At 41.6% G+C, this 22,404-nt stretch carries 22 protein-coding genes; 7 read left to right on the top strand and 15 right to left on the bottom strand.

All coding sequences use genetic code 11. The features are described from left to right. The first annotated feature begins 17 nt into the window (after window positions 1–17). The 3 genes from ABU165_RS16015 to ABU165_RS16025 all read left to right on the top strand — a co-directional run bounded on the left by ABU165_RS16015 (window position 18) and on the right by ABU165_RS16025 (window position 2,570). Window positions 18–206, top strand: coding sequence for a hypothetical protein (locus tag ABU165_RS16015; protein ID WP_318060438.1), 189 nt, complete (start codon window positions 18–20; stop codon window positions 204–206). 421 nt (window positions 207–627) lie between these two features. Further along, window positions 628–2,001 (top strand): Sau3AI family type II restriction endonuclease, encoded by a 1,374-nt coding sequence (locus tag ABU165_RS16020; protein WP_318060439.1) that lies wholly within the window; start codon window positions 628–630, stop codon window positions 1,999–2,001. Window positions 2,002–2,135: 134 nt separating this feature from the next. Beyond that, a complete protein-coding gene (locus ABU165_RS16025) occupies window positions 2,136–2,570 on the top strand; it encodes a very short patch repair endonuclease (protein ID WP_318060440.1) in 435 nt (144 codons plus the stop codon). A 21-nt stretch (window positions 2,571–2,591) separates the two neighbouring features. On the opposite strand, the gene dcm is transcribed toward ABU165_RS16025, so the two are convergent. The 3 genes from dcm to ABU165_RS16040 all read right to left on the bottom strand — a co-directional run bounded on the left by dcm (window position 2,592) and on the right by ABU165_RS16040 (window position 6,469). Continuing rightward, window positions 2,592–3,854, bottom strand: coding sequence for a DNA (cytosine-5-)-methyltransferase (gene dcm, locus ABU165_RS16030; protein ID WP_318060441.1), 1,263 nt, complete (start codon window positions 3,852–3,854; stop codon window positions 2,592–2,594). A 472-nt stretch (window positions 3,855–4,326) separates the two neighbouring features. After that, window positions 4,327–6,039 carry a DUF262 domain-containing protein gene (locus tag ABU165_RS16035; protein ID WP_318060442.1) on the bottom strand — a complete coding sequence of 571 codons (1,713 nt, stop codon included), beginning with the start codon at window positions 6,037–6,039 and terminating at the stop codon, window positions 4,327–4,329. Window positions 6,040–6,067: 28 nt separating this feature from the next. Next, a complete protein-coding gene (locus tag ABU165_RS16040) occupies window positions 6,068–6,469 on the bottom strand; it encodes a hypothetical protein (RefSeq protein WP_318060443.1) in 402 nt (133 codons plus the stop codon). A gap of 409 nt (window positions 6,470–6,878) precedes the next feature. On the opposite strand from ABU165_RS16040, the gene ABU165_RS16045 reads away from it, so the two are divergent. The 3 genes from ABU165_RS16045 to ABU165_RS16055 all read left to right on the top strand — a co-directional run bounded on the left by ABU165_RS16045 (window position 6,879) and on the right by ABU165_RS16055 (window position 8,797). After that, a complete protein-coding gene (locus ABU165_RS16045; protein WP_318060444.1) occupies window positions 6,879–7,799 on the top strand; it encodes a DNA/RNA non-specific endonuclease in 921 nt (306 codons plus the stop codon). Between the two features lie 360 nt (window positions 7,800–8,159). Continuing rightward, entirely contained in the window at window positions 8,160–8,405 is a 246-nt protein-coding gene (locus ABU165_RS16050; RefSeq protein ID WP_318060445.1) for a helix-turn-helix domain-containing protein, read from the top strand. A 113-nt stretch (window positions 8,406–8,518) separates the two neighbouring features. Then, window positions 8,519–8,797 (top strand): hypothetical protein, encoded by a 279-nt coding sequence (locus ABU165_RS16055; RefSeq protein WP_318060446.1) that lies wholly within the window; start codon window positions 8,519–8,521, stop codon window positions 8,795–8,797. Between the two features lie 147 nt (window positions 8,798–8,944). On the opposite strand, the gene ABU165_RS16060 is transcribed toward ABU165_RS16055, so the two are convergent. The 5 genes from ABU165_RS16060 to ABU165_RS16080 form a co-directional block, all read right to left on the bottom strand. Beyond that, the gene (locus tag ABU165_RS16060) at window positions 8,945–10,003 is read right to left on the bottom strand and encodes a PIN domain-containing protein (protein ID WP_318060447.1); all 1,059 of its coding nucleotides are present in this window, start codon (window positions 10,001–10,003) and stop codon (window positions 8,945–8,947) included. 325 nt (window positions 10,004–10,328) lie between these two features. Then, the gene (locus ABU165_RS16065; RefSeq protein ID WP_318060448.1) at window positions 10,329–10,580 is read right to left on the bottom strand and encodes a hypothetical protein; all 252 of its coding nucleotides are present in this window, start codon (window positions 10,578–10,580) and stop codon (window positions 10,329–10,331) included. Window positions 10,581–10,730: 150 nt separating this feature from the next. Beyond that, window positions 10,731–11,516 carry an ABC transporter permease gene (locus ABU165_RS16070; protein ID WP_318060449.1) on the bottom strand — a complete coding sequence of 262 codons (786 nt, stop codon included), beginning with the start codon at window positions 11,514–11,516 and terminating at the stop codon, window positions 10,731–10,733. Next, entirely contained in the window at window positions 11,516–12,280 is a 765-nt protein-coding gene (locus ABU165_RS16075; protein WP_318060450.1) for an ABC transporter permease, read from the bottom strand. Before ABU165_RS16075 ends, ABU165_RS16070 begins: the two co-directional genes overlap by 1 nt. A 4-nt stretch (window positions 12,281–12,284) precedes the next feature. Beyond that, window positions 12,285–13,229 (bottom strand): ABC transporter ATP-binding protein, encoded by a 945-nt coding sequence (locus tag ABU165_RS16080; protein ID WP_318060451.1) that lies wholly within the window; start codon window positions 13,227–13,229, stop codon window positions 12,285–12,287. A 253-nt stretch (window positions 13,230–13,482) separates the two neighbouring features. On the opposite strand from ABU165_RS16080, the gene ABU165_RS16085 reads away from it, so the two are divergent. Further along, complete coding sequence (locus ABU165_RS16085) at window positions 13,483–15,036, top strand: ABC-F family ATP-binding cassette domain-containing protein (RefSeq protein ID WP_148950477.1); 1,554 nt, start codon at window positions 13,483–13,485, stop codon at window positions 15,034–15,036. A gap of 156 nt (window positions 15,037–15,192) precedes the next feature. Here ABU165_RS16085 and ABU165_RS16090 read toward each other — a convergent pair whose 3' ends face one another. From ABU165_RS16090 to ABU165_RS16120, 7 genes are all read right to left on the bottom strand, one after another. Further along, a complete protein-coding gene (locus ABU165_RS16090; RefSeq protein ID WP_318060452.1) occupies window positions 15,193–15,891 on the bottom strand; it encodes a DarT1-associated NADAR antitoxin family protein in 699 nt (232 codons plus the stop codon). Window positions 15,892–15,902: 11 nt separating this feature from the next. Further along, entirely contained in the window at window positions 15,903–16,520 is a 618-nt protein-coding gene (locus tag ABU165_RS16095; protein WP_318060453.1) for a DarT ssDNA thymidine ADP-ribosyltransferase family protein, read from the bottom strand. A gap of 516 nt (window positions 16,521–17,036) precedes the next feature. Beyond that, a complete protein-coding gene (gene rlmD, locus ABU165_RS16100) occupies window positions 17,037–18,431 on the bottom strand; it encodes a 23S rRNA (uracil(1939)-C(5))-methyltransferase RlmD (protein ID WP_318060454.1) in 1,395 nt (464 codons plus the stop codon). Between the two features lie 18 nt (window positions 18,432–18,449). Continuing rightward, on the bottom strand, window positions 18,450–19,295 hold the full coding sequence (locus ABU165_RS16105) for a DNA-3-methyladenine glycosylase family protein (protein WP_318060545.1): 846 nt from the start codon (window positions 19,293–19,295) through the stop codon (window positions 18,450–18,452). A gap of 114 nt (window positions 19,296–19,409) precedes the next feature. Next, a complete protein-coding gene (pdaA, locus tag ABU165_RS16110) occupies window positions 19,410–20,207 on the bottom strand; it encodes a delta-lactam-biosynthetic de-N-acetylase (RefSeq protein WP_318060455.1) in 798 nt (265 codons plus the stop codon). A gap of 112 nt (window positions 20,208–20,319) precedes the next feature. Further along, on the bottom strand, window positions 20,320–21,843 hold the full coding sequence (locus ABU165_RS16115; RefSeq protein WP_396349983.1) for a fumarate hydratase: 1,524 nt from the start codon (window positions 21,841–21,843) through the stop codon (window positions 20,320–20,322). 374 nt (window positions 21,844–22,217) lie between these two features. Next, entirely contained in the window at window positions 22,218–22,403 is a 186-nt protein-coding gene (locus tag ABU165_RS16120; RefSeq protein WP_009792096.1) for an SE1561 family protein, read from the bottom strand. Window position 22,404 lies beyond the last annotated feature (1 nt).

Below are 22,404 nucleotides of genomic sequence, written 5' to 3' on the forward strand. Positions count from 1 at the left end.
TTTTTGTGTCACTGCATATGCAATTCGCAGAAAATGTCCTCACCAACAGGCACTCTATCCATCCTACGGACAACACAGAAGTCGTCATCAATTTCGACGGCCATGGGTTAGATGCAATCAAAAGAGCCGGATACAATGAATTTGTACAAAAGCAGCCTATTCAATACGGCGGGTTCAAAAGGTTTTATAAAAGGATGCGCCATTAATGACACCCAAGGATGTCTAGGAATTGAATCCTGCTCCGGCTTTTGTTAATTACAATAGTAAAGAGCCAAGGGGTCTGTCCCCCTTGGCTCTTATTAACACCGCCGTAACTTGTTATATCTTTGGAAAAACAAACGGTCAGGTTGTTTCCTTTTTCCTATTCGTAAAATAAAACTTCCAGTCCCTGTATGACTCCTACTTCCTCCATTAACTTATGTTCATCCTTTTGGTTTAGTTGTAACAGAATTTGATCTAAACTAGATTCCACCTCTTCTTGAAGGAACCTCTTACCCATTGAAAGGTCTTTTTCCCTCCCCCTAGGCTTTCACGCCTTCCTATTTTCTGGTAATATATAGATTATCTATTACAAATTTAATATCCTAAACGAATTAAATTTTTAAACATAGGTAAGGAGCAGATCAATTGATTTATGAAACTTTAGATGAACTTATGGATAAGGCCTATGCAGCCGAAGGTAAAACATTTGGAGAAATAGATAATACAGGTAGGATCAAGAATCTCAGGTCAAAAGGTACACTGGGGAACATCATCGAGGAGAGCTATTTTGGGTATAAAATCAATCCTGATTCAAGGCCAGACTTTGAGAATCTTGGAGTGGAACTAAAAGTCACACCCTTTAAAAAGAACAAGAATGGTACCTACTCTTCTAAAGAACGTTTGGTCCTTAATATCATTGATTACATGGAAGAATTCAAGAAAACATTTGAAACATCGTCTTTCATGAGTAAGGCAGCAAAAATGTTGATTATGCTTTACCAACATGAACCCGACCTTCCAATCAGTGATTATAAGATTTTCAAAGCATTTTTAAATGAATTCTCTGAGGAAGATTTGGCCGTCATGCGCCGGGATTGGGAAGTTATTGTTACTAAAATTAATAATGGAGAGGCACACCTTATCTCAGAAGCTGACACAATGTATTTGTCAGCTTGCACCAAGGGAGCAAATAAGGACTCCGTCAGACAACAGCCATTCTCCAACAAAGTTGCCAAACAGCGCGCTTTTTCACTTAAGGCTTCTTATATGTCAGGTCTGATTCGTAAGTATCTCACACCCGAACATATGGAGTCATTTGCCAGGCTGGATGAACTGCAATCAAAGTCGATCGAAGAAATCTTGGTAGAACGCTTCAAACCACACTTTGGAAAAAGAGTGGATGAACTTTGTGATGAAGCTGGTGTTAAGTACAATCCAAATAATAAGTCTATGATACCTCATCTAATGGCCCGCCTGCTTGGTGTCGCAAAGAATGATATATCCGAGATTGAGGAATTCTCAAAGGCTAACATCAAATTTAAGACTGTCGCCAGGGAACCCAATGGCAATATACGTGAACACATGTCCTTTACCAATATAGATTTCGACAGCTTACTAGATACGGAATGGGAAGAAAGTGAGCTTTATGAGTTATTTTCAGAACAAAAATATCTATTCTTGTTATTCAGGTATACTGAAGAATATGTCCCTAAAGTAAAACGGGTTCCTTATTTTGAAGGAATCAAGCTATGGAATATGCCACAGGATGTCATCGATGGTCCCCTTCATGACCTATGGACTGAAACACGTAAGGTCGTAAGTGAAGGCGTAGAATTAGTTCCCAAAGGAAAACGTGTGATGAACAACCTTCCTGGTTCGAGATTCAATAATATCTGTCATATCCGTTCAAAGGCGAGAGATGGAAATAATAAAGTTATGCTTCCAGATGGCCAATGGATCACCAAGCAATGCTCCTGGCTGGACAAGGATTATATTAAGGGAATATTAGAAAGTAACTGATATTATGTCACAAAGACCACAAGAGCTCGTCCCTTGTGGTCTTTGCTTGTATATTTTATTTTGTTTATGTTTATTCCTTTTAATCCCCAGGTAGTATAGTCATATAACTCATCTTTCAAAAGGAGTAACTTTCCATGAAGAATCCAAAAACATCAGAGGAAAGAAGCAAGATAATGGGCTCCATCAAAGCAGTATCCAAATTGGAAACAATGGTGACTAAAGAGTTATGGGGACGAGGCTATAGAGTCCGCAGGAATGTACGATCATTGAAAGGTACGCCAGACATCGCCATTCAGAAATACAGGGTTGTGATTTTCATCGATTCCTGCTTCTGGCATCACTGTCCTGTCCATGGAAAAATACCAAAATCGAATGTTGAGTTCTGGACTGAGAAGCTGACAAGGAATCAGGAGCGCGATAAGGAAGTAACCGATTATTATAAAGAAAAAGGTTGGAATATCATGAGATTATGGGAGCATGAAATAAGGAGTGAGTTCGATTCAACAATCGAAAAAATCAGCGCCTTTATTGATGCCTCCAAGCTTGCATACGAAAAAAGACTCCCCTGAAATTCAGGAGAGCCTTAAAATTCAATTGTTCTCGATATCTTTGAATATCAAATCCAGTTCGACTTGATTGCCAACCAGACATTCTTTTTCAATTTCCTTGATTTCCATTCCCATTCGCCTTACCAGACCGACCACCAATGCATTTCCCATACAGAAATATCTCATCCGCTCGGTCATACCTTCCGTCCAATGATCAGGGAATCCGTTCAACCTCTCACATTCAACCGGAGTTAAAATACGCAGCCGTTTTGTCTGCGGATCTTCCACGACGTGGGAGCTCCTATTTACAGTACCCTCACTTGTCAACATGGTCCTGCCCGGTTTATCCAATGGCTCAGGGAATGCCATGCCACCTTCGGAAAAAACATATTTATGTCCTGTGGCAGAGGTCCTTTCAATCCGCTTGGGACCCTTTAAGTAAGTGAACTTCTCAATGGCAGCTTCGGACAAGTAATACTTTTCATCGACATCGGATTCCAGTATTTTTCCCAAAGGGATGAAAGTCTCCTCCTCAGGCAGCACTTCTTCTGTATAAACCAGATTATCCCTTAAGATACCCGCATTATAATAATCCATAGAAAAATCATCAGAAATCTCCACCAAATCATTCTTCATTATGAAAGACTTAGGTTTTTTCTTTTCTGATACTACATCTTTGACAGGGAATGCCTTCGCAAAAAAACCTTCCTTGTGAATGAGGCTACTCTCATCCATACCCATTCTATTGAAAACATACGAAGTTTCATTTCTTATAGCGAATATAAAGACTCTTCTCCTTCTCTGGGCTTGTCCATACTCAGCGGCATTAATGACCCTCCATTCCACTGAATATCCTAAATCCCGTAGGCTCGCCAACATAATGGAGAAGTCTCTTCCTCTCTGTTTCGATGGCGATTTTAGCAGACGATCTACATTTTCCAACAGTACATACCTAGGATTAGTTTCCTTCATAAGACGGATTATTTCCCAAAAAAGGACGCCTTTCTTCCCTTGTATACCCTTTTCCCCACTCAAACTCCTTGCCACGGAATAGTCCTGGCAAGGGAATCCCCCAACAATCATATCTATATCTTGACCCTTAAAATCTTGGGCATCGACTGTACTGATATCTACATTAGAGTGTATTCCTTTACCCTCAAAATGGTTTGCATAACAATCAAACGCGTGCTGTGTCTTCTTTGATGGTTCCCATTGGTTACCCCATACAATATCGAATCCACCCGCGGCCTCCAAGCCGAGACGAAATCCACCAACACCAGCAAATAGTTCAATCACATTTATCATTACCGAACATCCTTTCGGTTTAATCCTTAACTATATTATAGTAAAAACCCTATAAAAGATCAACTATTTTATATGCGATATAAGGAGAAATTTCATTTTCAATAAATAATAATTATATCAAATTCAACCCTTCCATATATATAAATATACTGATATAAGCAAAAAAATAAATGTTAAATTATTGAAATCAGATGCACTACTTAGCGAGATCAATGATTTATTGTACATGGAAAAATGGACGCATTGATAAAAGAATTGTACCTGACCTCACACACTTTAATACTTTTATGGATGTAGGTTCTACATTGTAAAATCAATAAAAGAATTAAACTATATAGAAAAGCAGCTAGTTTTAGATAAACTAACTGCCTCTCTGTCAGGAGAATACAATTTATTGCCGTACATCATAAATCCGTTAGCGAACAGGCTTGGAATGTAATATGATGAGGAATATGGAATCAGGCCCTGACTTTTAAATACCCCATATTTTAAGTGCCTTCGTCGAAAGGTAAGCTGCTCTATCCTGAATTGCTGCTTCGTCCCAGACATCTAATTCAAGATATGCAGAGAAAGTTTCAATGCCTTCTGCGTACTTCCGTAGCCCCCCCTTATCGCCTCGTCCGGATTTCTTTGTTGACCAGTCAGAATCACGAATGGAGGCATTTAACGCCTGAGTTATAATCGTTAAGTTTCCAAGAGTAAGTAGTTTGCGGTCACGGATATCAGCAGCTGCGTTATCGCCAGAAAAAGCCCAGTGATTACGCCATTTTTTAGGCATCATATGTTCAAGGCTATATTTGCTAATCCCGAGCAATTGTGTAGAATGACGGCGTCTGTCTCGGATTTTAGATTCAATCATGTAAAGAACACCTGTGGCATACTTATTAGTTAGCATCGACTCGTTGAACGCGTTCTTGACATCGTTATCTGTCGGCATACGATTTACCTTGTCGCCTTGTCTACTTAGATAGCTGATGAACCCTTGTTTTGTCAAAATGCGGTTTAATATCAATCTATCAGTAAAAAGTTGGTTATAGTTTTTAGTGGTTTGACGTGTCACAAGTCGGCGCATTAAGTATGATTCTATATAATCATACAGTTCGTTCCGCACCGATACGTCTTGCACATTGCGCTCGACAAATAGAACATAAGGAACCAAGGTCGTGGTGTCCAACGCGAAAATAATTGCATTAAGGCGCTCAATACCCGCCGTCGGAGACAGTTCGGCATCTATAATATTCGCGTTAATCGCCTTTCTGAATACGGAGGCGTACTCACGTATTTCTTCGAGAATAGAACGCTTGTCATTTGCATAGTAGTTCTTAATGAAGAGTTTGTAGGAATCGAACACCTTCTCAACTTTAGAGAATGATAGTTTGTCCTCGGTCTTAACGTCTATAGAACTGTCTTGTACTTTTATCTGTAAGAACGAGAAGAAAAACAGATCAATAAAAGTCCTTTTCTTCCTTCCAGTTGTAATCTCTCTATCCCAATATTCCTTTGTTTCGTCGTCTTTCTCAAAAACATTCCGCCAATATTTCTCGTATTCGGCAATGTCGTCACGTCCGAAAAAGTAATTTTTCAGGAGTTCGGCAGTAGTAAGACGCACTCCAAGTGAGTTAATAGTATCAAAAATCTGCTGCTCGTCCTCGTCGGTTGCAAGGTCAATTCCTACAAACAATATAGCATGGCAAACTGTATCAAAATCTACCTTGCTCGGATTAAGGTTATCTAGAAAGTATTGATAGGCCTGAGAAATGTTGTCCTTGCGGTGGATAGGTACGGCGTTTTTTAAATCCATAATCGTATTGTATGCTTCAATATCGTTGTGATTATGCTGTAAAACGGGTTGGTCATCGTCAAGGCGAAAACGCTTATCGAACTTCCTTAAGCTGTCGTTTTTAAGACAGAGTACCTTAAGTAGAATACTCATTGTAGTAAGCCGTTGCTGCCCATCAATAATGGTTCGAACATCCCCTACAGTGCTTGACGTGTCCGTCAATTGCTGCTTTAGTATCACCGCCCCCATGAAATATGGTGTTCGCGTCCGGCTAACCGTTTCAACGTCTTCAAGCAGCCGTTCCCACTGGGGTTCACCCCACACATAAGCTCGCTGAAAGAACGGAATCTCAAGCATTCGGCTTCCGTTAAAAATTTCGTTGATTGTGCGCTTTCCTGCGTCCATTATTAAATCCTCCTGTTTCTCTCTTCGACTATCTATTTTTTTCTAATAATAACTTTTCTAAGGACTTGTATTGTTCTTCAGTTAATGAGAAGAAACTCATATCTTTATGAGGTTGGAAATACTCTACGATGCTTTGCACTTCTCTTATAGTTAACCCAATCCCATCATTTGGAACTTCATAATCCATTATTACCGGAAGTTTTATTGGATAGCCTGGGCTTGAAGGGTATTTTTCTCCATCTTTCCAGGTTCCTTTTACTGTATTTATACCCATTATCATTTGTTGCTCTGTAAGATACACCAGCATCTTTGCACCAACTGGGAAATTGAATCTTTTATATCTACCTGAGAAACCCATTCTTTTTTCCCTAAGCTCATCTACGACCCAGTCTGGATATACTAATTTTATAGTATAATCTAGCTTTGACATAATACCCTCCCCTTATTTGATTTGAAATTTCACTCAAATACTTTATAAATTATTAGTTTTACGAAAGACTGTGCCTAATCCCACCTGATTTAATGCCTAGTGTGGTGTCAGGCACTATTTTCTGAAACTCCTATCCAAACAACTAAAAAGTAAATTCATTTTGGGATTAAAACTCTGTTCACACATGATACTATTTTTTCTTACTTTTCTAGCTCCATATATTTCCCTTTCTTTACCAACATAATATCATTTTAACAATTGTGAGGTTTAAAGTTCTATAGTTTTCTCTTACATAGTTTAATAACACTCACTACTAAGTATTTTGTATTCCTTGTATAATATAATTAAAAATATATATCACCATAAAAGAAGAATTTATTATATGAAAACATTATAGGAGAGTCCTAATATGAAAAAGAAAATGAACTATTTAATCTCACTTCTAACAATCATCTTTATTGCTGGTTGTACCACCCAAGAAGATACATCCAATACAAATGCAGATAAAGTTCCACAAGAAGAAACTACAGTTACTGTTAAACCAGAAGCAGAGAAAACGGCAAGTGTTCCAGCTGCCGAGGAAACATCTACCCAACCAAATAATGAACTGTTCTCAGGATACAAACTTGTTGAGGTTGATGGCGGTGATGTATCTGGTTATCGTGAATCCAAAGTCGTTGTAGACATTGGTTATGGGGATCGGGAATATTGGGCATTTACGAATGAATACGGGCAGCTAGTTCGTGTCATTGCTGATGAAATCATTCTGCAAGATGACAGTACCGAGCCTGTATTATCGACTGGAAGGTACTATTCTGATGAGGCAAAGGTTCCTGGTGTTGAAAGTGACGTCCTAGATGAAGGACATATCATTGCTGATTCTCTTGGCGGAGTATCAAATGCTTATAATATTACTCCACAAGACAGTACGCTCAACCGGCATGGCGATCAAGCCTACATGGAAGATGCGATTCGTAAGGCAGGTGGAGCTACTAACTTTGAAGCAATCATCACATATCCGAATACGGAAACGCAGATTCCTTCAAGTTATCAGTATACCTATACTTTAATGGGTAATGAGATCGTTGATACATTTGACAATGTGAACCCTGATGAAGTAAACGAATCACTCGGACTAACGAGCAGTGAGCCAACTGAAACAACTAGTTCAAACACAAGCGGTGATATTTCCAGTGTTGATACAAACGGTAACGGACAGGTGACGATTAATGAAGCTAAAGCAGCAGGTTTTAGCATGCCAATAACGAGTGATCATTGGTTATACCCATATATGGACGACCGTGATGGCGACGGTATGGTAGGTGAGTAATCCCCTGGGACTTTGAGGCAAATACAAGAAAGAAAGTATAATATTTTTCACTAAAGGGTGCGATTCTTCAATAAGGAAATCGCACCCTTTTTATTGAGCAATAATGAAGTTTAAACTATTTGCCTTTCCTGAACTCCATCCTGGTAAAAGGCCGACCTCTACTCTTATGCCTTATAACCAAAATTGATTTAAAACTAGCATCCCAATCTAAACGTGAGTTACGCCTTCGATATCCAGTTAAGACAAGCCTTCCCGTGCTAAAACCTCCACTTTATAAAATTTCACATTTTATGTGAACTATCGTTCATAGTGTTTCTGTCTGCTCAGTTATGTAATTACTGTAAAAAGGAGAAATTTCCTTTGGACAAAGAGCAGATCCTTTACATCGGGAGCACAATCAAACGACTAAGAGCCGAGCAGAAACTCAGCCAGGAGGACCTCGCTGGATTAACCGGCTATTCACGCGAGTACATAAGCAAAGTGGAACAAAACCATATTGATCCCAGCCTCGGCGCTGGTACCGCTTCAATCGCCAAAGCACTTGGGTTGAAGACATGGGAATTAGTAAAGATAGCTGAGGAAAATAGTGACCTGGAAGAGAAATAACGACTGCGGCAATGTTGAGTGATTGAGGAGTAAATGCTGTCATTCTATTTAGTTAAGAGTGTTCATTAGAACGGGCTGCCACATAAATCTAATCATTGAAAGGAGACAAATTATTGATAACTGGATATCGAAATTCTCGAGTTGTACGGTTAAAGAACGAGCACGGGGATGAGGTAGAAGTTGAGCTTATGCAATTCCCTTCTTATTACAAAGTAACAGCAACCATTTGCGAGGATGCTCCGCCCTACAAAGACTTTATAGGGATTGGAGTGGACGATGACAATGAGAGCAGTGCTTTAAGGAAGGCACTTCGGGAGTTGTACCTGGATGCTTATGGAGGAGCCCCTTCACTATTGTTCTCAAGACGGGTTTTAAACAAGCTCCTTTTGTGAAATCAACTTAAAAATAAAACCTAGAGAAAAGCAGTTAGTTTTGATAAACTAACTGCTTCTGTCCCCTCCCCTCTCTTTAAGGGAATGTAATTTATTGTCGAGAAGGGTAAATTTATCTATATCAATAACCCAGTTACAGTTAATAGACTAGTAAATTTCAGTTTCAATACGTTTTACTTCAAAGTTTGCTGGTAAATAATCTAAACCGATGGTAAATGTAAACTCAACCTTTTGATTCATTCCCATAGAGCCAACATTGAGAGTGTCTTCTTCAACTTTATCACGCTTTACTAGGAAAAGTGATACATCGCTCCAAATATTTAAAGAGCCATATATAATAATCTCATTTGAATACAATTCTCTTTCATACGTTGCTAAGTTCACACTCAAAATACCGTTAAATTCTGCTTGACTATAATCATCGTGAGTGGATGCAATATGCCTAATTTCATGCGCATCCAGATGATTTACAAAATAGGACAATTCATTTGTTAATTCATCCACAAATTCAGTTTTAATAATATCTTCAACATATTTCTCTTCTAAATGTACTTCTGCCCAATCTAACAGTTGCTCGTATTGCTTTTCCTGCTCTTCCAATAAAGGTTCCACCTCATGCTTCATAAAATCTTCAATTGATTTATAAGGTTTAATACGTTGGGTGTCCTCAAGAAGGTCAGGATGCAACCTAATTTTATCACTATCATAATAATCACTTGTATTGTTTGATATAAAAAAGCAATTTGATAATTCATTTTTCTCCACATAGTTAGAGTATGATAGCCAAATAACTGTATCTTTAAATTCCTCTTTATGATGGTCGAAAGGTTTTTTAGGTATTAGGGAGCGTTTTATTATCTCATCAAATATTTCAAAGTCATTATATGAAACTATTTCTAGAAATCCTTTATCAATCATATCTTGATAATAGTCTATAAATTCTTTCACATAAAATTCATCATCTTTATAAGTATTTTCCACTTCGGTGATTAATATTTTATTTAATTTATGTTTTATCTTCCCTAACTCTTTTCTTCTTTTTTTTATTTCTCTTCTATAGTTATTCTTGGATTCCTCGTAAACTAAATTTGAAATAACCAGATTACCTCTTAACTCTATCATCGCATCAACAAACTTCCTTGAAAAGTTGCCTTTAAAAAAAGGATCGGAGAATATTATATTTGAATCCAGAAAAACTTTTAACACAACTTTCACCTTCCAATTGGATACATTTTACTATATAAATTACCATATATGGATAAGGAACTCTTAAAAGAGTATATTGCGAGATTCAGCCTTATAAGGATACTTTGAATCATTAATTTTATATTTTTCAGCAAAAATAACAATATCTAGCATGTGATAAAGAGTATTTCTATTTAAGAAATATTAAGACTTTCATGGGATCATACACTCATCTAAAAAGAAGGTGCCTGGCCCTGCACGCTTTTAGGCATTAGTTAATGTAGGATCAAGCACCTATTTCTCATAAAATATCCTACTATGAAGTTTCTACCTCTAACCTTTTAATTCAAAAGCATTTTTTGCATTTTTCCATCTTATCAAATGATTTTATTACTAGGAATGGATCCTCAGTAAAATAGTACGAACCATTTTTTCTATTATTGATTATAACCTTTTGATTAAAATATCTTTCGTTCACTTCGTAACAAGATGTATGATGAATACAGTTTTTAGGTAAGTTTTTATCTGTAATAGCTATATACCCAAAACCTTTGCTTTTCACTTCTCTAAAATGCTCTAAACTCAATAACTCGTCCACTCTTAAAACCTCCTTTTTGGTATTACGTACTTTGATAATTTAATCCCTTTGCTCAATTGCATAAGAAGGTTTAATGCCTGAAGCAATACAATTTCACTTACTTTATAATTAGAAAGAAACTTGGCATGTTTAATTCTGAAAAATAGGTGCCTAGATATTCCTAAACAAAGCACCATTCCGCCTTGCAAGCTTTTCCATCATAAAAACCATCAATATCCCGATGAATAAATAGCCTATCCCGATAAACACCTCTCTTGCAAGAAGAGGATATACAGGTTGGGCTTCCAATCCATATATGGCCCGGAGTGCTTCAATTCCATGGGTAAGCGGCAGCAGGCGGGCAAAGGCTTCAAGCGGAGCCGGCAGCAATGCCGCCGAAAAGTTGACTCCACAGAATATCTGAAAGAAAGCGAGCGATACATTCAGGAAAAGGTTCACATTTGAAAATAAAAGGCTGATCGACGCGAAAAGCAGTGAAAAAGACAGTACCGAGAATAGAATGGCGATAAATGTAAGAAGAAGGTTCCCTGTTTGGTCCAGCGGAAGACCGATCCCAAATATCAGGCTGCCGATCAGGAGTCCTGCTGCAAAGACAAATAGACCATCCAAAAGCGGTACGACGGCTTTACGGAAGATGATTAGGATGGTTGGCTCCGGGGAAGCTATGTTCAGCTCCAGGGTTCCATACCTTCTTTCAAGCCGGAACATATTCATGAAATTAATCATGATGGTCTGGCTAGTATAATAGGCGATGTTGCCGACAACCACATACTTTAGATAGTCTGTACCTACAACCGAGCTGGCTAAAGCTGCAAAAAAGAGATAATGCATCACAGGATCAACAAGCCGGAAAAGGATGAATAGCTTCAATGTCTGAAAGGAATAAAGCGATTTATAAGACAAATAGGTGAATCCGAACTTATTAAAGAGGAACATCAGATTGCCCCCAGACTGCCGCTCCGGCGGAGGATGCTTTCTATTTTTTTTACAATAAAATAAGCGAGAGCCAGATATACCAGGCTGATCAGGATGGATACCGTCATCGTTTCAGGCAAAGACGGCGAGAGATCCAGAGCATCGTGGACGGTTTTGATCCCCCATGTCATCGGAACAAGATAGGCAACCCACTTTAGTATGAAAGGAAAGCTCTCGACGGGAATGAACACCCCGCAAAGAAGGATCATAGGCGTCAAAATGAGGTTCTGAAAGTCGTATACATTTTGGGATGCGACGAATACGACTGCCAGAATCAGTCCTGCCACACTTAGTGAAAGGATCAGGACAAGCACAGACATAAAAAACAAACCGTAATCGCGGATATCCAAATTGAATCCGAAAATGAATTTGGCATATACAAAGCTAAGGATCATACTGATCAGTGCAATGAAGGAATTGCTTAAAGCCTTTGTAAGGATCACCGAAAACAGAGACGTTGGTGCTGCCATCAAAAGCTTCAAAGTATCATTCCATTTTTGGGACATGAGTGCTGAACCAGATGAATATAGCACATAACTCCACATACTGATCAGCGCCGCAGCCACAACTGTTTTTCCAGAAGCAGCATCCCCTCTCACCTGATTCAGGAAATGGATGATGGTCAAAAACATAAGCGGCTGAAAGAAAAGCAGAAATTGATACATTTTATTATTAAAATTGGTGAAATAGCGGATTTCCCTTCCAAGCAGAAAAATGATATTCATTCCGTCACCCTGCATCTTTCATATGATAGATATAGGCATCCTCAAGAGAAATATCCTTTTTCCTGATTTTCAAAATCTCCCCATAACGGCTTAAGTATGCTTTGGCTTCCTCAAGCTCCATATCATTTGCCTCAAAATTCAATTGATAAAAAGGCTCTCTTATGACTTCGATTTCAAGATTTGCAAGCAGGCTGTCTTCCTTCAATTTTCCTATATCAAGGACACTCATTGCTGCTTCATATAAATTGAGATGATTGCAGCTTTTTTTAATGAACTCCGGCTCGCCGATCAGGCTTAGTCGGCCTTCCTTTATAAAAGCAATCCGGTCACAAAGCTCATCCGCCTCCTGCATATAATGGGTCGTAAGGATAATCGTGATTCCTCGGGCGGACAGATCTTTCACCAGCTCCCGAAGCAGCTTGGCTCCGACCGGATCAAGCCCGATCGTCGGCTCATCGAGAAACAGGATTTCGGGTTCATTGATCAGGCAGCGTGCGATATGAAGACGCTGCACCATCCCTTTCGAATAGGTATGTATCTTTTGGTTTTCAGCCTGCTCCAGCTGGACCAGTTCAAGCAGCTCTTTAATCAGTCCCGGCTGCAGCTTATTCTTGATTTTATAAAGCGTACAGAAATAATGGAGATATTCTTTAGCAGTCAGCCTTCCGTATACCCCTCTTTCCCCGCCATAGACAAAATTGATCCTGTCCCGGATTTTCTGGCTCTCAGAAACCACATCAAAACCGAATACTTTTGCACTGCCGGCCGATGGCAGCAGCAGTGTCGTCAATATCTTAATCGTCGTTGTCTTGCCTGCTCCATTCGGGCCAAGAAGACCAAACACCTCTCCCTTGTAGACCTCAAAAGAAATATCATCCACTGCCTTTTTATTACCTTCTTTCATTTTATACAGCCTTGATAGACTCTCAACTTCAATCACTTTCTCCATATTCATCCCCCCATCTTTTAACCTGATAAATTTTACCATATCACTACCGGAAATCTATATATAATTTTCAATTTTCTCATTATTTATCCGGTCGATAGGTTGGGAAAATAAAAAAGATTTTTTGAAAGGTTTTCTTCGTATACAGTATTGCTCTGCTTATTTGGATTTTGCACTTGAAATAACTTCAACTATAAAATTCAGTCTAAATCAAGTAAAATATCCACTAGAGGCATTTATACATGGGGGTAAAAAAATGAGCGTATTATATGTAAAAGATTTAAGCCACGGCTTTGGTGATCGTGCGATTTTTAATGATGTGTCTTTTCGACTTTTAAAAGGTGAACATGTTGGACTTGTTGGGGCAAATGGTGAGGGTAAGTCTACATTCATGAATATTGTAACTGGCAAGCTGCAGCCCGATGAGGGCAAGGTGGAATGGTCACGAAAAGTTCGCGTTGGTTATTTAGATCAGAACTCTGTACTTCAAAAAGGGACGACGATGCGAGAGGCTTTGAGTACTGCCTTTCAATATCTGTTTGATGCTGAAGCAGAGATCAATGAACTTTATGGAAAAATGGGTGATGAAGGTGCTGATATCGAGGCACTGCTTGCTGAAGTTGGAGAGCTGCAGGAAACGTTGGATAGTAACGATTTCTATCAGATTAACTCAAAGGTTGAGGAAGTTGCGCGCGGTCTGGGGTTGGACGACGTCGGACTGGATCGGGATGTAGATGATCTTAGCGGCGGGCAGCGTACGAAAGTGCTGCTGGCTAAGCTTTTGCTGGAAAAGCCTGAAATCCTCTTGCTGGATGAGCCTACGAACTATTTGGATGAACAGCATATCGAATGGCTGAAGCGCTATTTACAGGAATATGAAAATGCCTTTATCCTGATTTCACATGATATTCCATTCTTGAACAGTGTTGTTAACCTGATCTATCATATGGAAAACCAGGAACTGAATCGCTATGTTGGTGACTATGATAACTTCTTAAATATACATGAAATGAAGAAGCAGCAGCTGGAGTCTGCTTACAAGCGCCAGCAGCAGGAAATTGCCGGTTTAAAGGACTTTGTTGCCCGTAACAAAGCAAATGTCGCGACTCGTAATATGGCGATGTCCCGCCAGAAGAAGCTCGACAAAATGGAAGTAATTGAGTTGGGGAGAGAAAAGCCGAAGCCGGAATTTCATTTCAAAGAAGCCCGTGCAGCCAGCCGCTGGATTTTCACAGCTGAAGATCTTGTGATTGGATACGATGAACCACTGTCCCGCCCGCTGAATTTAAAAATGGAACGCGGACAAAAAATTGCCTTCGTGGGTGCAAACGGTATTGGTAAGTCCACTCTTTTAAAAAGTATTCTCGGGCTGGTCAATCCGATTTCGGGTAAAGTCGAACGCGGCGAATATCAACACCTCGGTTATTTCGAGCAAGAGGTTAAAGAGTCCAACTATAACACTTGTATCGAAGAAATCTGGAGCGAATTCCCAAGCTTGAATCAGGCTGAAGTCCGCGCTGCACTTGCAAAATGCGGATTAACAACCAAGCATATTGAAAGCAAAGTCGAAGTCCTATCCGGAGGCGAAAAAGCCAAAGTCCGCCTGTGTAAAATTTTAAACACAGAAACGAACTTACTCATCCTAGATGAGCCTACCAACCACCTGGACGTCGACGCAAAAGAAGAACTAAAGCGTGCTCTAAAAGCCTACCGCGGAAGCATATTAATGGTATCCCACGAACCTGACTTCTATCGTGAAATTGCGACAGATATTTGGAATTGTGAGGATTGGACTACGAAGGTGTTTTGATTATTTTTGGGTGCCTAGCGGATTTGGAATAATTTGCTTAGGTACCCTATTTTTTTATTGGCCAACATTTGATAGTAGCCCATCCAAACCAATGTTTGAATGAGCTTTAAATTCGAATGTGGGGTCAGGCACCCAATTTTCCAAATAGTATTTTTTCTAATCAAATAAGCCTAGTTGTTGATCAGGATTTATTTTTTTATTTTTATCACTTTTACTTAGAATTTGGATGTAATTCTCTGTGGATGTAAGTACATAATCCAATAAATTTAATTTGTTTAACGATACATATAAAGCTGCTGCTTTTGCTTGACAATTTATAGATTTACCTGGATTGAATTCAATATCTGTAAAAGCATCGTATTTTACTATCTCTTCACTTAAGCTTTTATTTATCGCTAAGGCATTAATATAAAGCCAATCGTAAAATAAAGTTTTAGGCTCAAGGGGCCAAGTACGATTAAAATATTGAAACCGTACCAGGTTCCCACTAGTTTTTAATCGCGGGTCCCTTTTTGCTATTCTCGATGTACTTTCTATAAGGTCAACATATGGACCACCTTTTTCAAATACTTTGCTAGACTGAAATGCCGATTCTACACTGAATTCTTTATCATTTTTCGTGCGAATCATTAAATTAAAAGCACTTAACGCTACTCCCAGCTCTGTAGGTGATTTACTTGATATTTCTAAGATTTTGGTATCTGGATTATCTCTTAAAAAACTCATATGTAGAGACTCGATTGATTTTTGTTTTTGTTTTACTGAGAAACCAGGAAACCATTCGAATTTTAAATTTTTAATCTCCACAAATTCTTCCTTGTTAATATTAGAAATAAAAATTGGTCTTTCTGCCATATTTCCTCCTTTTACCTCCACCACTCATAATCTGCTCTGTAACTAAATAAATCAGGAACAATACTTGATTTTACTCCAACTGGTATTAAATTAGAATATTTATTCAATAGGTTTTGATTCAGAAAAGCTACACCCCAAATGTAACTTGTTTCAATCTTATCAAATACCAATACCTCCGCTTGAGGATTAGTTGGAAGAGATTTATCAATGGCTAATTGCTGTCTTGATGGTTTTCCAGGATATTCTTCATACATTTTCTTAAATGCTTCTATTCCCAGTCGCTGAGCTATTGAAGAACTACTTATATTAGAACTCGCTGCATTCTCAACACAAAATGCACACTTCTTTTGCCACAGTATTTCTTTACGAAGCCCTAGAACCACCCAATCGACCTCCCTATTTTGTTCTCTATATTTGTAAAACATTCTGTAATTTGGAAATTGTATTGATACAGAAGTGGCATCCTCACACCCATCAAATCTATATTCGTCATTTCCATTATAATTAATTCCTTTGTTTTGTAACTCTTTTATTGGAAGTAAACCATTTTTAAAAATACTTTCTAAATTATCTGCTTTTGTAAAATGAACTAAGTAATTAATTCCATATTCTTCAACTAATTTGTCCATAGTGCTATTCCTCTCATTTTTAATATCTTTATACAAAATATCTCCAATACTCCAAGCTAGATTTTAGATTAAAAGAGAATATCTACTTTAAGATTACGACAAAAAAATTGAAAAATCGACCTTTATTGGTTGTTTTTGGAATAAATTTTTCACCCACTTTTTTTATTGCACAATCCCAAGAATAATTGTCAGGATAATAATTAACCTAAGTGGGGAGCCGCCAGCATATATATACATGAGTGAAAGTAAGATTAACGTCTATTAGGAGACGCTAATCTAAAAAAGTTGGATTGTGTATTCTTCAAGTCCGTTTCTCGTTTTACTAGAGACCTAAAAGAGGGAATCGATATAAAAAAGGAACTTGGAATTATTGGCATCCGATTAATTTAGTAAAAACAGGGATGCCCCCTTACTCATTAAAGCTTTAAAGCATTCACTTTACATTACTTACAATAAAATCTCCCTATTAAATAAAAGTATTATAAAATCCATTGTATAAAAAAACAGGCCCCCTCCTCAGGAACCTGCTCCACTCCTCAATACCAATTCACTTACAACCTCAACATGCGCCGTCTGCGGAAACATATCCACCGGCTGCATATACTCCACTCTATATTCCGGATCCAGCACCGCAATATCCTTCGCCAATGTCGACGGATTGCATGACACATAAACAACCTTCTTAGGCTTTACCTTCAAAATCGTTTTCAGTAGTGCCTGGTCAAGTCCGGTCCTTGGCGGATCAACTACGATGACGTCCGGTCTCCACCCTTCTTTCATCCACTTCGGAAGCAGGACTTCGGCTTTGCCTGTTTCGTATTTGGCGTGTTTGATGTTGTTGCGGGCGGCATTTTTCTTGGCGTCCTGGATGGATTCCGGGATGATGTCCATGCCGCGGATTTCGCCTGCCTGGTCGGCGAGCCAGAGGCCGATGGTGCCTACGCCGCAGTAGGCGTCTGCGACTTTTTCTTTGCCTGTGAGGCTGGCGGCTTTTTTGACTTCGTTATAGAGCTTGACGGTCTGCTCGGGGTTGAGCTGGAAGAAGGTCCGGGCGGAGAGCTCGAAGGAGAGGTCCCCGAGTGTTTCCTGGATGTATTCTTCCCCGTGCATATGGCGCGTTTCTTTTCCGAAGATCAGGGATGTTTTTTCGCCGTTGATGTTTTGCATGATTGATTTGACCTGCGGCAGCCTTTTGGTGATTTCTGATATGAGCTGCTCTTTTTTCGGAAGGTCTTTGGTTGATGTGATGATGACGATCTGGAGCTCGCCGCTCTGGATGCCGGTCCGGGCCATGATGGTGCGGACGGTTCCTTTTTTCGTCTTTTCGTTATAGACAGAAATGCCAATCTTGTTCATGACCTTTTTGACGACACCGATCGCTTTGTTGGTGTGCGGATGCTGCACGACGCATTGCGGGATGTTGATCAGGTTATGGGAGTTGAGCCCATAGAGGCCGGCGATGATTTTTCCATCCTCCTGGCCGACCTGGAAGGCCGCTTTGTTGCGGTAGTTCCATGGATCCTCCATGCCGATCGTGTCGCGGATATCAAGCCCTGCAACCGGAAGCTTGGTATGGCGTTCGAGCGCCTGGATGACGATGTCGCGCTTTTCCTGGAGCTGACGGTCATAGCGGAGATGCTGCAGCTGGCAGCCGCCGCACAGCTCATAGACCGGGCATGGCGCCTGGACGCGGTACTCCGACTCTTTGCGGATCGTTTTGATTTTGGCTTCGGCGAACTTCGGGCTCACCTTTGTGGCTTCGACGACGACCTCTTCGCCAGGCAGTGCGCCTGGTACAAAGACAACCTGTCTTTTAAAATAGCCGACGCCCTCGCCATTGATGCCGAGCCGCTTGATTGTGAGCGGGAAGGTCTGCTTTTCTTGTATTTTCACGGTTTGTTCGTTTTTCATCGTGCTGCTTCACTCCATTTATTCAATGCTTCGCCATAGATACAGGGAAGCATAGGTTAGATAAGGATCCCAACCCAGCATATATTCGTCCATCTGCTCGTGGGTCGGCTTTGCTTCAAGTTGATATAATTTCTTCAGGGCATTTTGCAGCCCGATATCTGCCTTCGGGAAAAGGTTCGGGCGGCCGAGTCCGAACATCAGGAAGTTCTGGACCGTCCATGGGCCGATGCCGCGGATCTTGATGAGCTTTTTCATGATCAGTTCATCCGGCTCTTCTGCCAGTTCCTCGAGATTCAGCCTTCCCTCGGTGATTTCTTTTGAGAGGCCAATGGCGTACTCGGCCTTCCTGCCGCTGAATTGGAGCTCGCGGAGCTGTTCCACCGTCAGTGCTGCCACTGTTTCGGGGCGCGGGTAGAACCAGACGCCGTCTTTTTGGAAGCCGAAAGTCTCCACAAATCGCTTGGTCAGCGTGAAGGCAAAGGACAGGTTGAGCTGCTGGTGGATGATGCATTTCAGCAGGCAGCCGTACGGATCGAAATCCAGCACAACCGGTGTGCCGTAATGCTCGTCGAAAATGGCCTTCAGCTCTGTAGCCTGGAAATGGGTATGGATATCCTCAAGCGGGATATGCCATTGGAATATCCTCGCAAGGCGCTCTTCCGCTTTTTCTTTATGTTTTCCCTCTATGCCGTTTATGATGAATTCGGGATGCTCAGTGGTTCCCGTCGCTATTACCTCGGCAGCGACCGGTTCATTTTCAATCATCAAAGGAACCTTCACGCTCCGCTTTTCCTTGTCCACAGCATGAAGCGGATCAAGCGAAAGCCTGTCCAATACAAGATCAAAGTTATAAGGTCCTTTCATTTGAAAAATAGCCAACTTGCATCCATCCCTTGTGTTTTTTACCCTTATTATAACACCGGGAGGTATGCTGCTCCCAAGAAACAAGCCCAAATCCATGATGATTTGGGCAGATGTCTAGTACAGCATATCATGTTCGAACGCTTTATTCATCTCCAATTGATCAAGGCTTTTAAACGTATAGCCCCTTTTCTTCAGATCCTGGATCGCTTTTTCCAGCGCATCTGCATTGTCCTTTGAGACGGTATGCAGCAGGAGGATGCAGCCGGGGTGGATTTGCTTCATGATGTTGTTATAGGAATATTCCCAGCCCTTCTGAGCATCCCTGTGCCAGTCGACGAAGGCAAGCGACCAGAATACATGGGTATAGCCCTGCTTTTTCGCAAGGTCGAGTGTGCGCTCGCTGAAAACCCCGCGCGGCGGCCTCAGATACGCCATCTGCTTGATACCTGTCAGCTCCTCTGTCTTGGCACGGACCAACTCCAGCTCCTTCGCCAGCTTCTCATCGCTGATCCGAGTCATATCCGGGTGGTGCCACGAGTGGTTGCCGACAATATGGCCTTCCTTCGCCATCCGCTTGACGAGTTCCGGGGCGCTGTTCAAATAATGGCCTGTCACGAAAAAGGCGGCCGGCACCTGTTCTTTTTTCAACACATCAAGAACCTTCTCCGTATAGCCATTTTCATAGCCGTTATCGAATGTCAGGTAAATATCCTTCTTGCTTGTATCGCCTTTATAATAAGACCCGTACCGCTCCAGCAGATCATCGAGCGGCTTGCCTGCCTCTGCCGGCACTTCATTGCTCGCCTTCTTGAAGCCCCAGTGGATCGGCGAATTGGCGGTTCCTGCCTGGGCAGAAGCACTCCCGGCAAAAAACAGCACAAGGGCCAGCATCAGCTGCTTCCCATATCTCATCCCATTTCCTCCTTCAAACCTTTTAGGTTTAGTGTTTGTGAAAATGGGCGGGAGCATTCTGTCAAACATTAGAAAAAGCGGGAAGCACCTGGCTCCCCGCTTTTGTTTCTTATTAATAAACCCGTTCTTTGAATTGGGACAGTTTTTCGAGTGAAGACTTATCCACATCCTGGTGGAGGCTGTTGCCGTGTGAGTCCATCGTTACGACAGCTGTGAAGCCTTCAACCTTTAGATGCCACATGGCTTCCGGAATGCCGAATTCCATCAGGTCGACTCCTTCGACTTTTTTAATGCAGTCTGCATAATACTGGGCTGCGCCGCCGATGGCGTTGAGGTAAACACCGCCATGCTCCTGGAGGGCTGCCAGCGTTTTCGGCCCCATTCCGCCTTTGCCAATCACGGCGCGGATGCCAAATTTTTTCATGATATCGCCCTGGTAAGGCTCCTCGCGGATGCTGGTCGTCGGCCCGGCCGCTTTGACATGCCATTCGCCTGCTTCATCCTTCATCATAACCGGACCGCAGTGGTAGATGACCTGGCCATTGAGGTCAATCGGTGCATCATGGTCCATCAGATGGTGATGGATCGCGTCACGGCCTGTGTACATCATGCCGTTGATCTGTACGACATCGCCGACGTTGAGAGCGCGGATCTGCTCTTCTGTGATCGGCGCCTGCAGCGTGACCACTTGCTGAGCTGCTTCTTCTACAGCAGCCGCTGTTTCAAGCTCAGCTTCTGTCGGCGCGAAGTCAATCTTCTCGCCTTCTTGATACATCCACTCATTGATTTCGCCTGTTGCAGGAGAAATGCTGATGCCTAAGCGGCGGAATGCCCAGCAGTTGTATGCTACAGATACAAAGAAGCTGGCCGGGATGCGGTTCATGACACCAATTTTACAGCCAAGCAGCGTAGTTTCGCCGCCGAAGCCCATTGTGCCGATGCCAAGCTTGTTGGCATTTTCGAGTACATATTCCTCAACCTTCTGCAGGTCAGGATGCGGGTTCACATCATCCACTGAACGAAACAGCTGCTCTTTGGCAAGATCATAGCCTGAAGAGCGGTCGCCGCCGATGCCGACGCCGATGAAGCCGGCGCTGCAGCCCTGCCCCTGTGCCTGGTACACGGAATGCAGGATGCACTTGCGGATGCCGTCCAAATCGCGGCCCGCGCGGCCCAGTCCATCCAGCTCGCAAGGAAGGCTGTATTGGATATTTTTATTTTCACAGCCGCCGCCCTTTAAAATCAGGCGCGCGTCGATATAATCCTTTTCCCATTGCTCAAACTTGATGACCGGCGTGCCGGCGCCAAGATTGTCGCCGCTGTTATCCCCTGTCAGCGAATCCACAGAGTTCGGGCGCAGCTTCCCGTTTTTCGTCGCAAGGGCGATTGCGTTCTTGATCGCTTCCTTGATTTCCAGCTGGTTCACGCCGACCGGCGTCTTGATTTTAAAAGTCGGCAAGCCTGTATCCTGGCAGATCGGCGATACATTATCGTCCGCCATCTTAATATTATTCGTAATCGTCCCAAGGCTCATCGCCGAACGCGTGCCGGCACTCTCGCGCTCCTTCGCACTCTTGATCGCGCGGCGCACATCCTTCGGCAGGTTCGTAGAAGTCTCCACAATCAACTGGTACATGCTTTCCTGTAATGTCTCGAAATTCACAGCAAGATCCCCTTCCCTTTCGTTCCCCTCAAAAATCTTCTGTTTCTGTACGAATTTTCACGATTTTATTATACTCCTATCCTTTGGTGATTTAAAGGGGGAGGTGAAATCGGTTACAGGGGAGGTTTTGGTGGGCGGCGGGGTGTGGTGCGGGGGGCGATATTTGCGGGATTTTCGTTTTATTTGCGAGTTTCGGGATATATTTGCGACTTTTCATTTTTATTTGCGGGTTCTGGTTTTTATTTGCGACTTCAACCATATCGCGGCCTTCAAGCTTCTATTTGCGACCAGCCACCTGACAGCCGCACAGCCTAAAACAAAAAGAGCCCTCAAACCAGGGCTCCCTCCTACTCTTCGCGGTTATTAAATTCTTTACATTTAGATTCCAGTTCGTCGATCATTTCGATCAGACGGTCTATGTCTTCAAGCTCTGTGTCCTCTGGATCTATCGCATCCAGGACATCCATGAACATATTTAAGCGGTGCTTCAGGAATGTAACCTGCTGGTTTTTATCTTGTATTGGACTGCCCAAA

Source organism: Cytobacillus sp. T106, from assembly GCF_040492155.1.
Taxonomy (GTDB): Bacteria; Bacillota; Bacilli; order Bacillales; family Cytobacillaceae; genus Bacillus_AB; species Bacillus_AB infantis.

Coding starts and splice junctions, on each gene's coding strand:
- ABU165_RS16015 (WP_318060438.1), top strand. CDS start 18: ATGCAATTCGCAGAAAATGTCCTCACCAACAGGCACTCTATCCATCCT.
- ABU165_RS16025 (WP_318060440.1), top strand. CDS start 2,136: ATGAAGAATCCAAAAACATCAGAGGAAAGAAGCAAGATAATGGGCTCC.
- dcm (WP_318060441.1), bottom strand. CDS start 3,854: ATGATAAATGTGATTGAACTATTTGCTGGTGTTGGTGGATTTCGTCTC.
- ABU165_RS16035 (WP_318060442.1), bottom strand. CDS start 6,039: ATGGACGCAGGAAAGCGCACAATCAACGAAATTTTTAACGGAAGCCGA.
- ABU165_RS16040 (WP_318060443.1), bottom strand. CDS start 6,469: ATGTCAAAGCTAGATTATACTATAAAATTAGTATATCCAGACTGGGTC.
- ABU165_RS16045 (WP_318060444.1), top strand. CDS start 6,879: ATGAAAAAGAAAATGAACTATTTAATCTCACTTCTAACAATCATCTTT.
- ABU165_RS16070 (WP_318060449.1), bottom strand. CDS start 11,516: ATGTTCCTCTTTAATAAGTTCGGATTCACCTATTTGTCTTATAAATCG.
- ABU165_RS16075 (WP_318060450.1), bottom strand. CDS start 12,280: ATGAATATCATTTTTCTGCTTGGAAGGGAAATCCGCTATTTCACCAAT.
- ABU165_RS16080 (WP_318060451.1), bottom strand. CDS start 13,229: ATGGAGAAAGTGATTGAAGTTGAGAGTCTATCAAGGCTGTATAAAATG.
- ABU165_RS16085 (WP_148950477.1), top strand. CDS start 13,483: ATGAGCGTATTATATGTAAAAGATTTAAGCCACGGCTTTGGTGATCGT.
- ABU165_RS16090 (WP_318060452.1), bottom strand. CDS start 15,891: ATGGCAGAAAGACCAATTTTTATTTCTAATATTAACAAGGAAGAATTT.
- ABU165_RS16095 (WP_318060453.1), bottom strand. CDS start 16,520: ATGGACAAATTAGTTGAAGAATATGGAATTAATTACTTAGTTCATTTT.
- rlmD (WP_318060454.1), bottom strand. CDS start 18,431: ATGAAAAACGAACAAACCGTGAAAATACAAGAAAAGCAGACCTTCCCG.
- ABU165_RS16105 (WP_318060545.1), bottom strand. CDS start 19,295: ATGAAAGGACCTTATAACTTTGATCTTGTATTGGACAGGCTTTCGCTT.
- pdaA (WP_318060455.1), bottom strand. CDS start 20,207: ATGAGATATGGGAAGCAGCTGATGCTGGCCCTTGTGCTGTTTTTTGCC.
- ABU165_RS16115 (WP_396349983.1), bottom strand. CDS start 21,843: ATGTACCAGTTGATTGTGGAGACTTCTACGAACCTGCCGAAGGATGTG.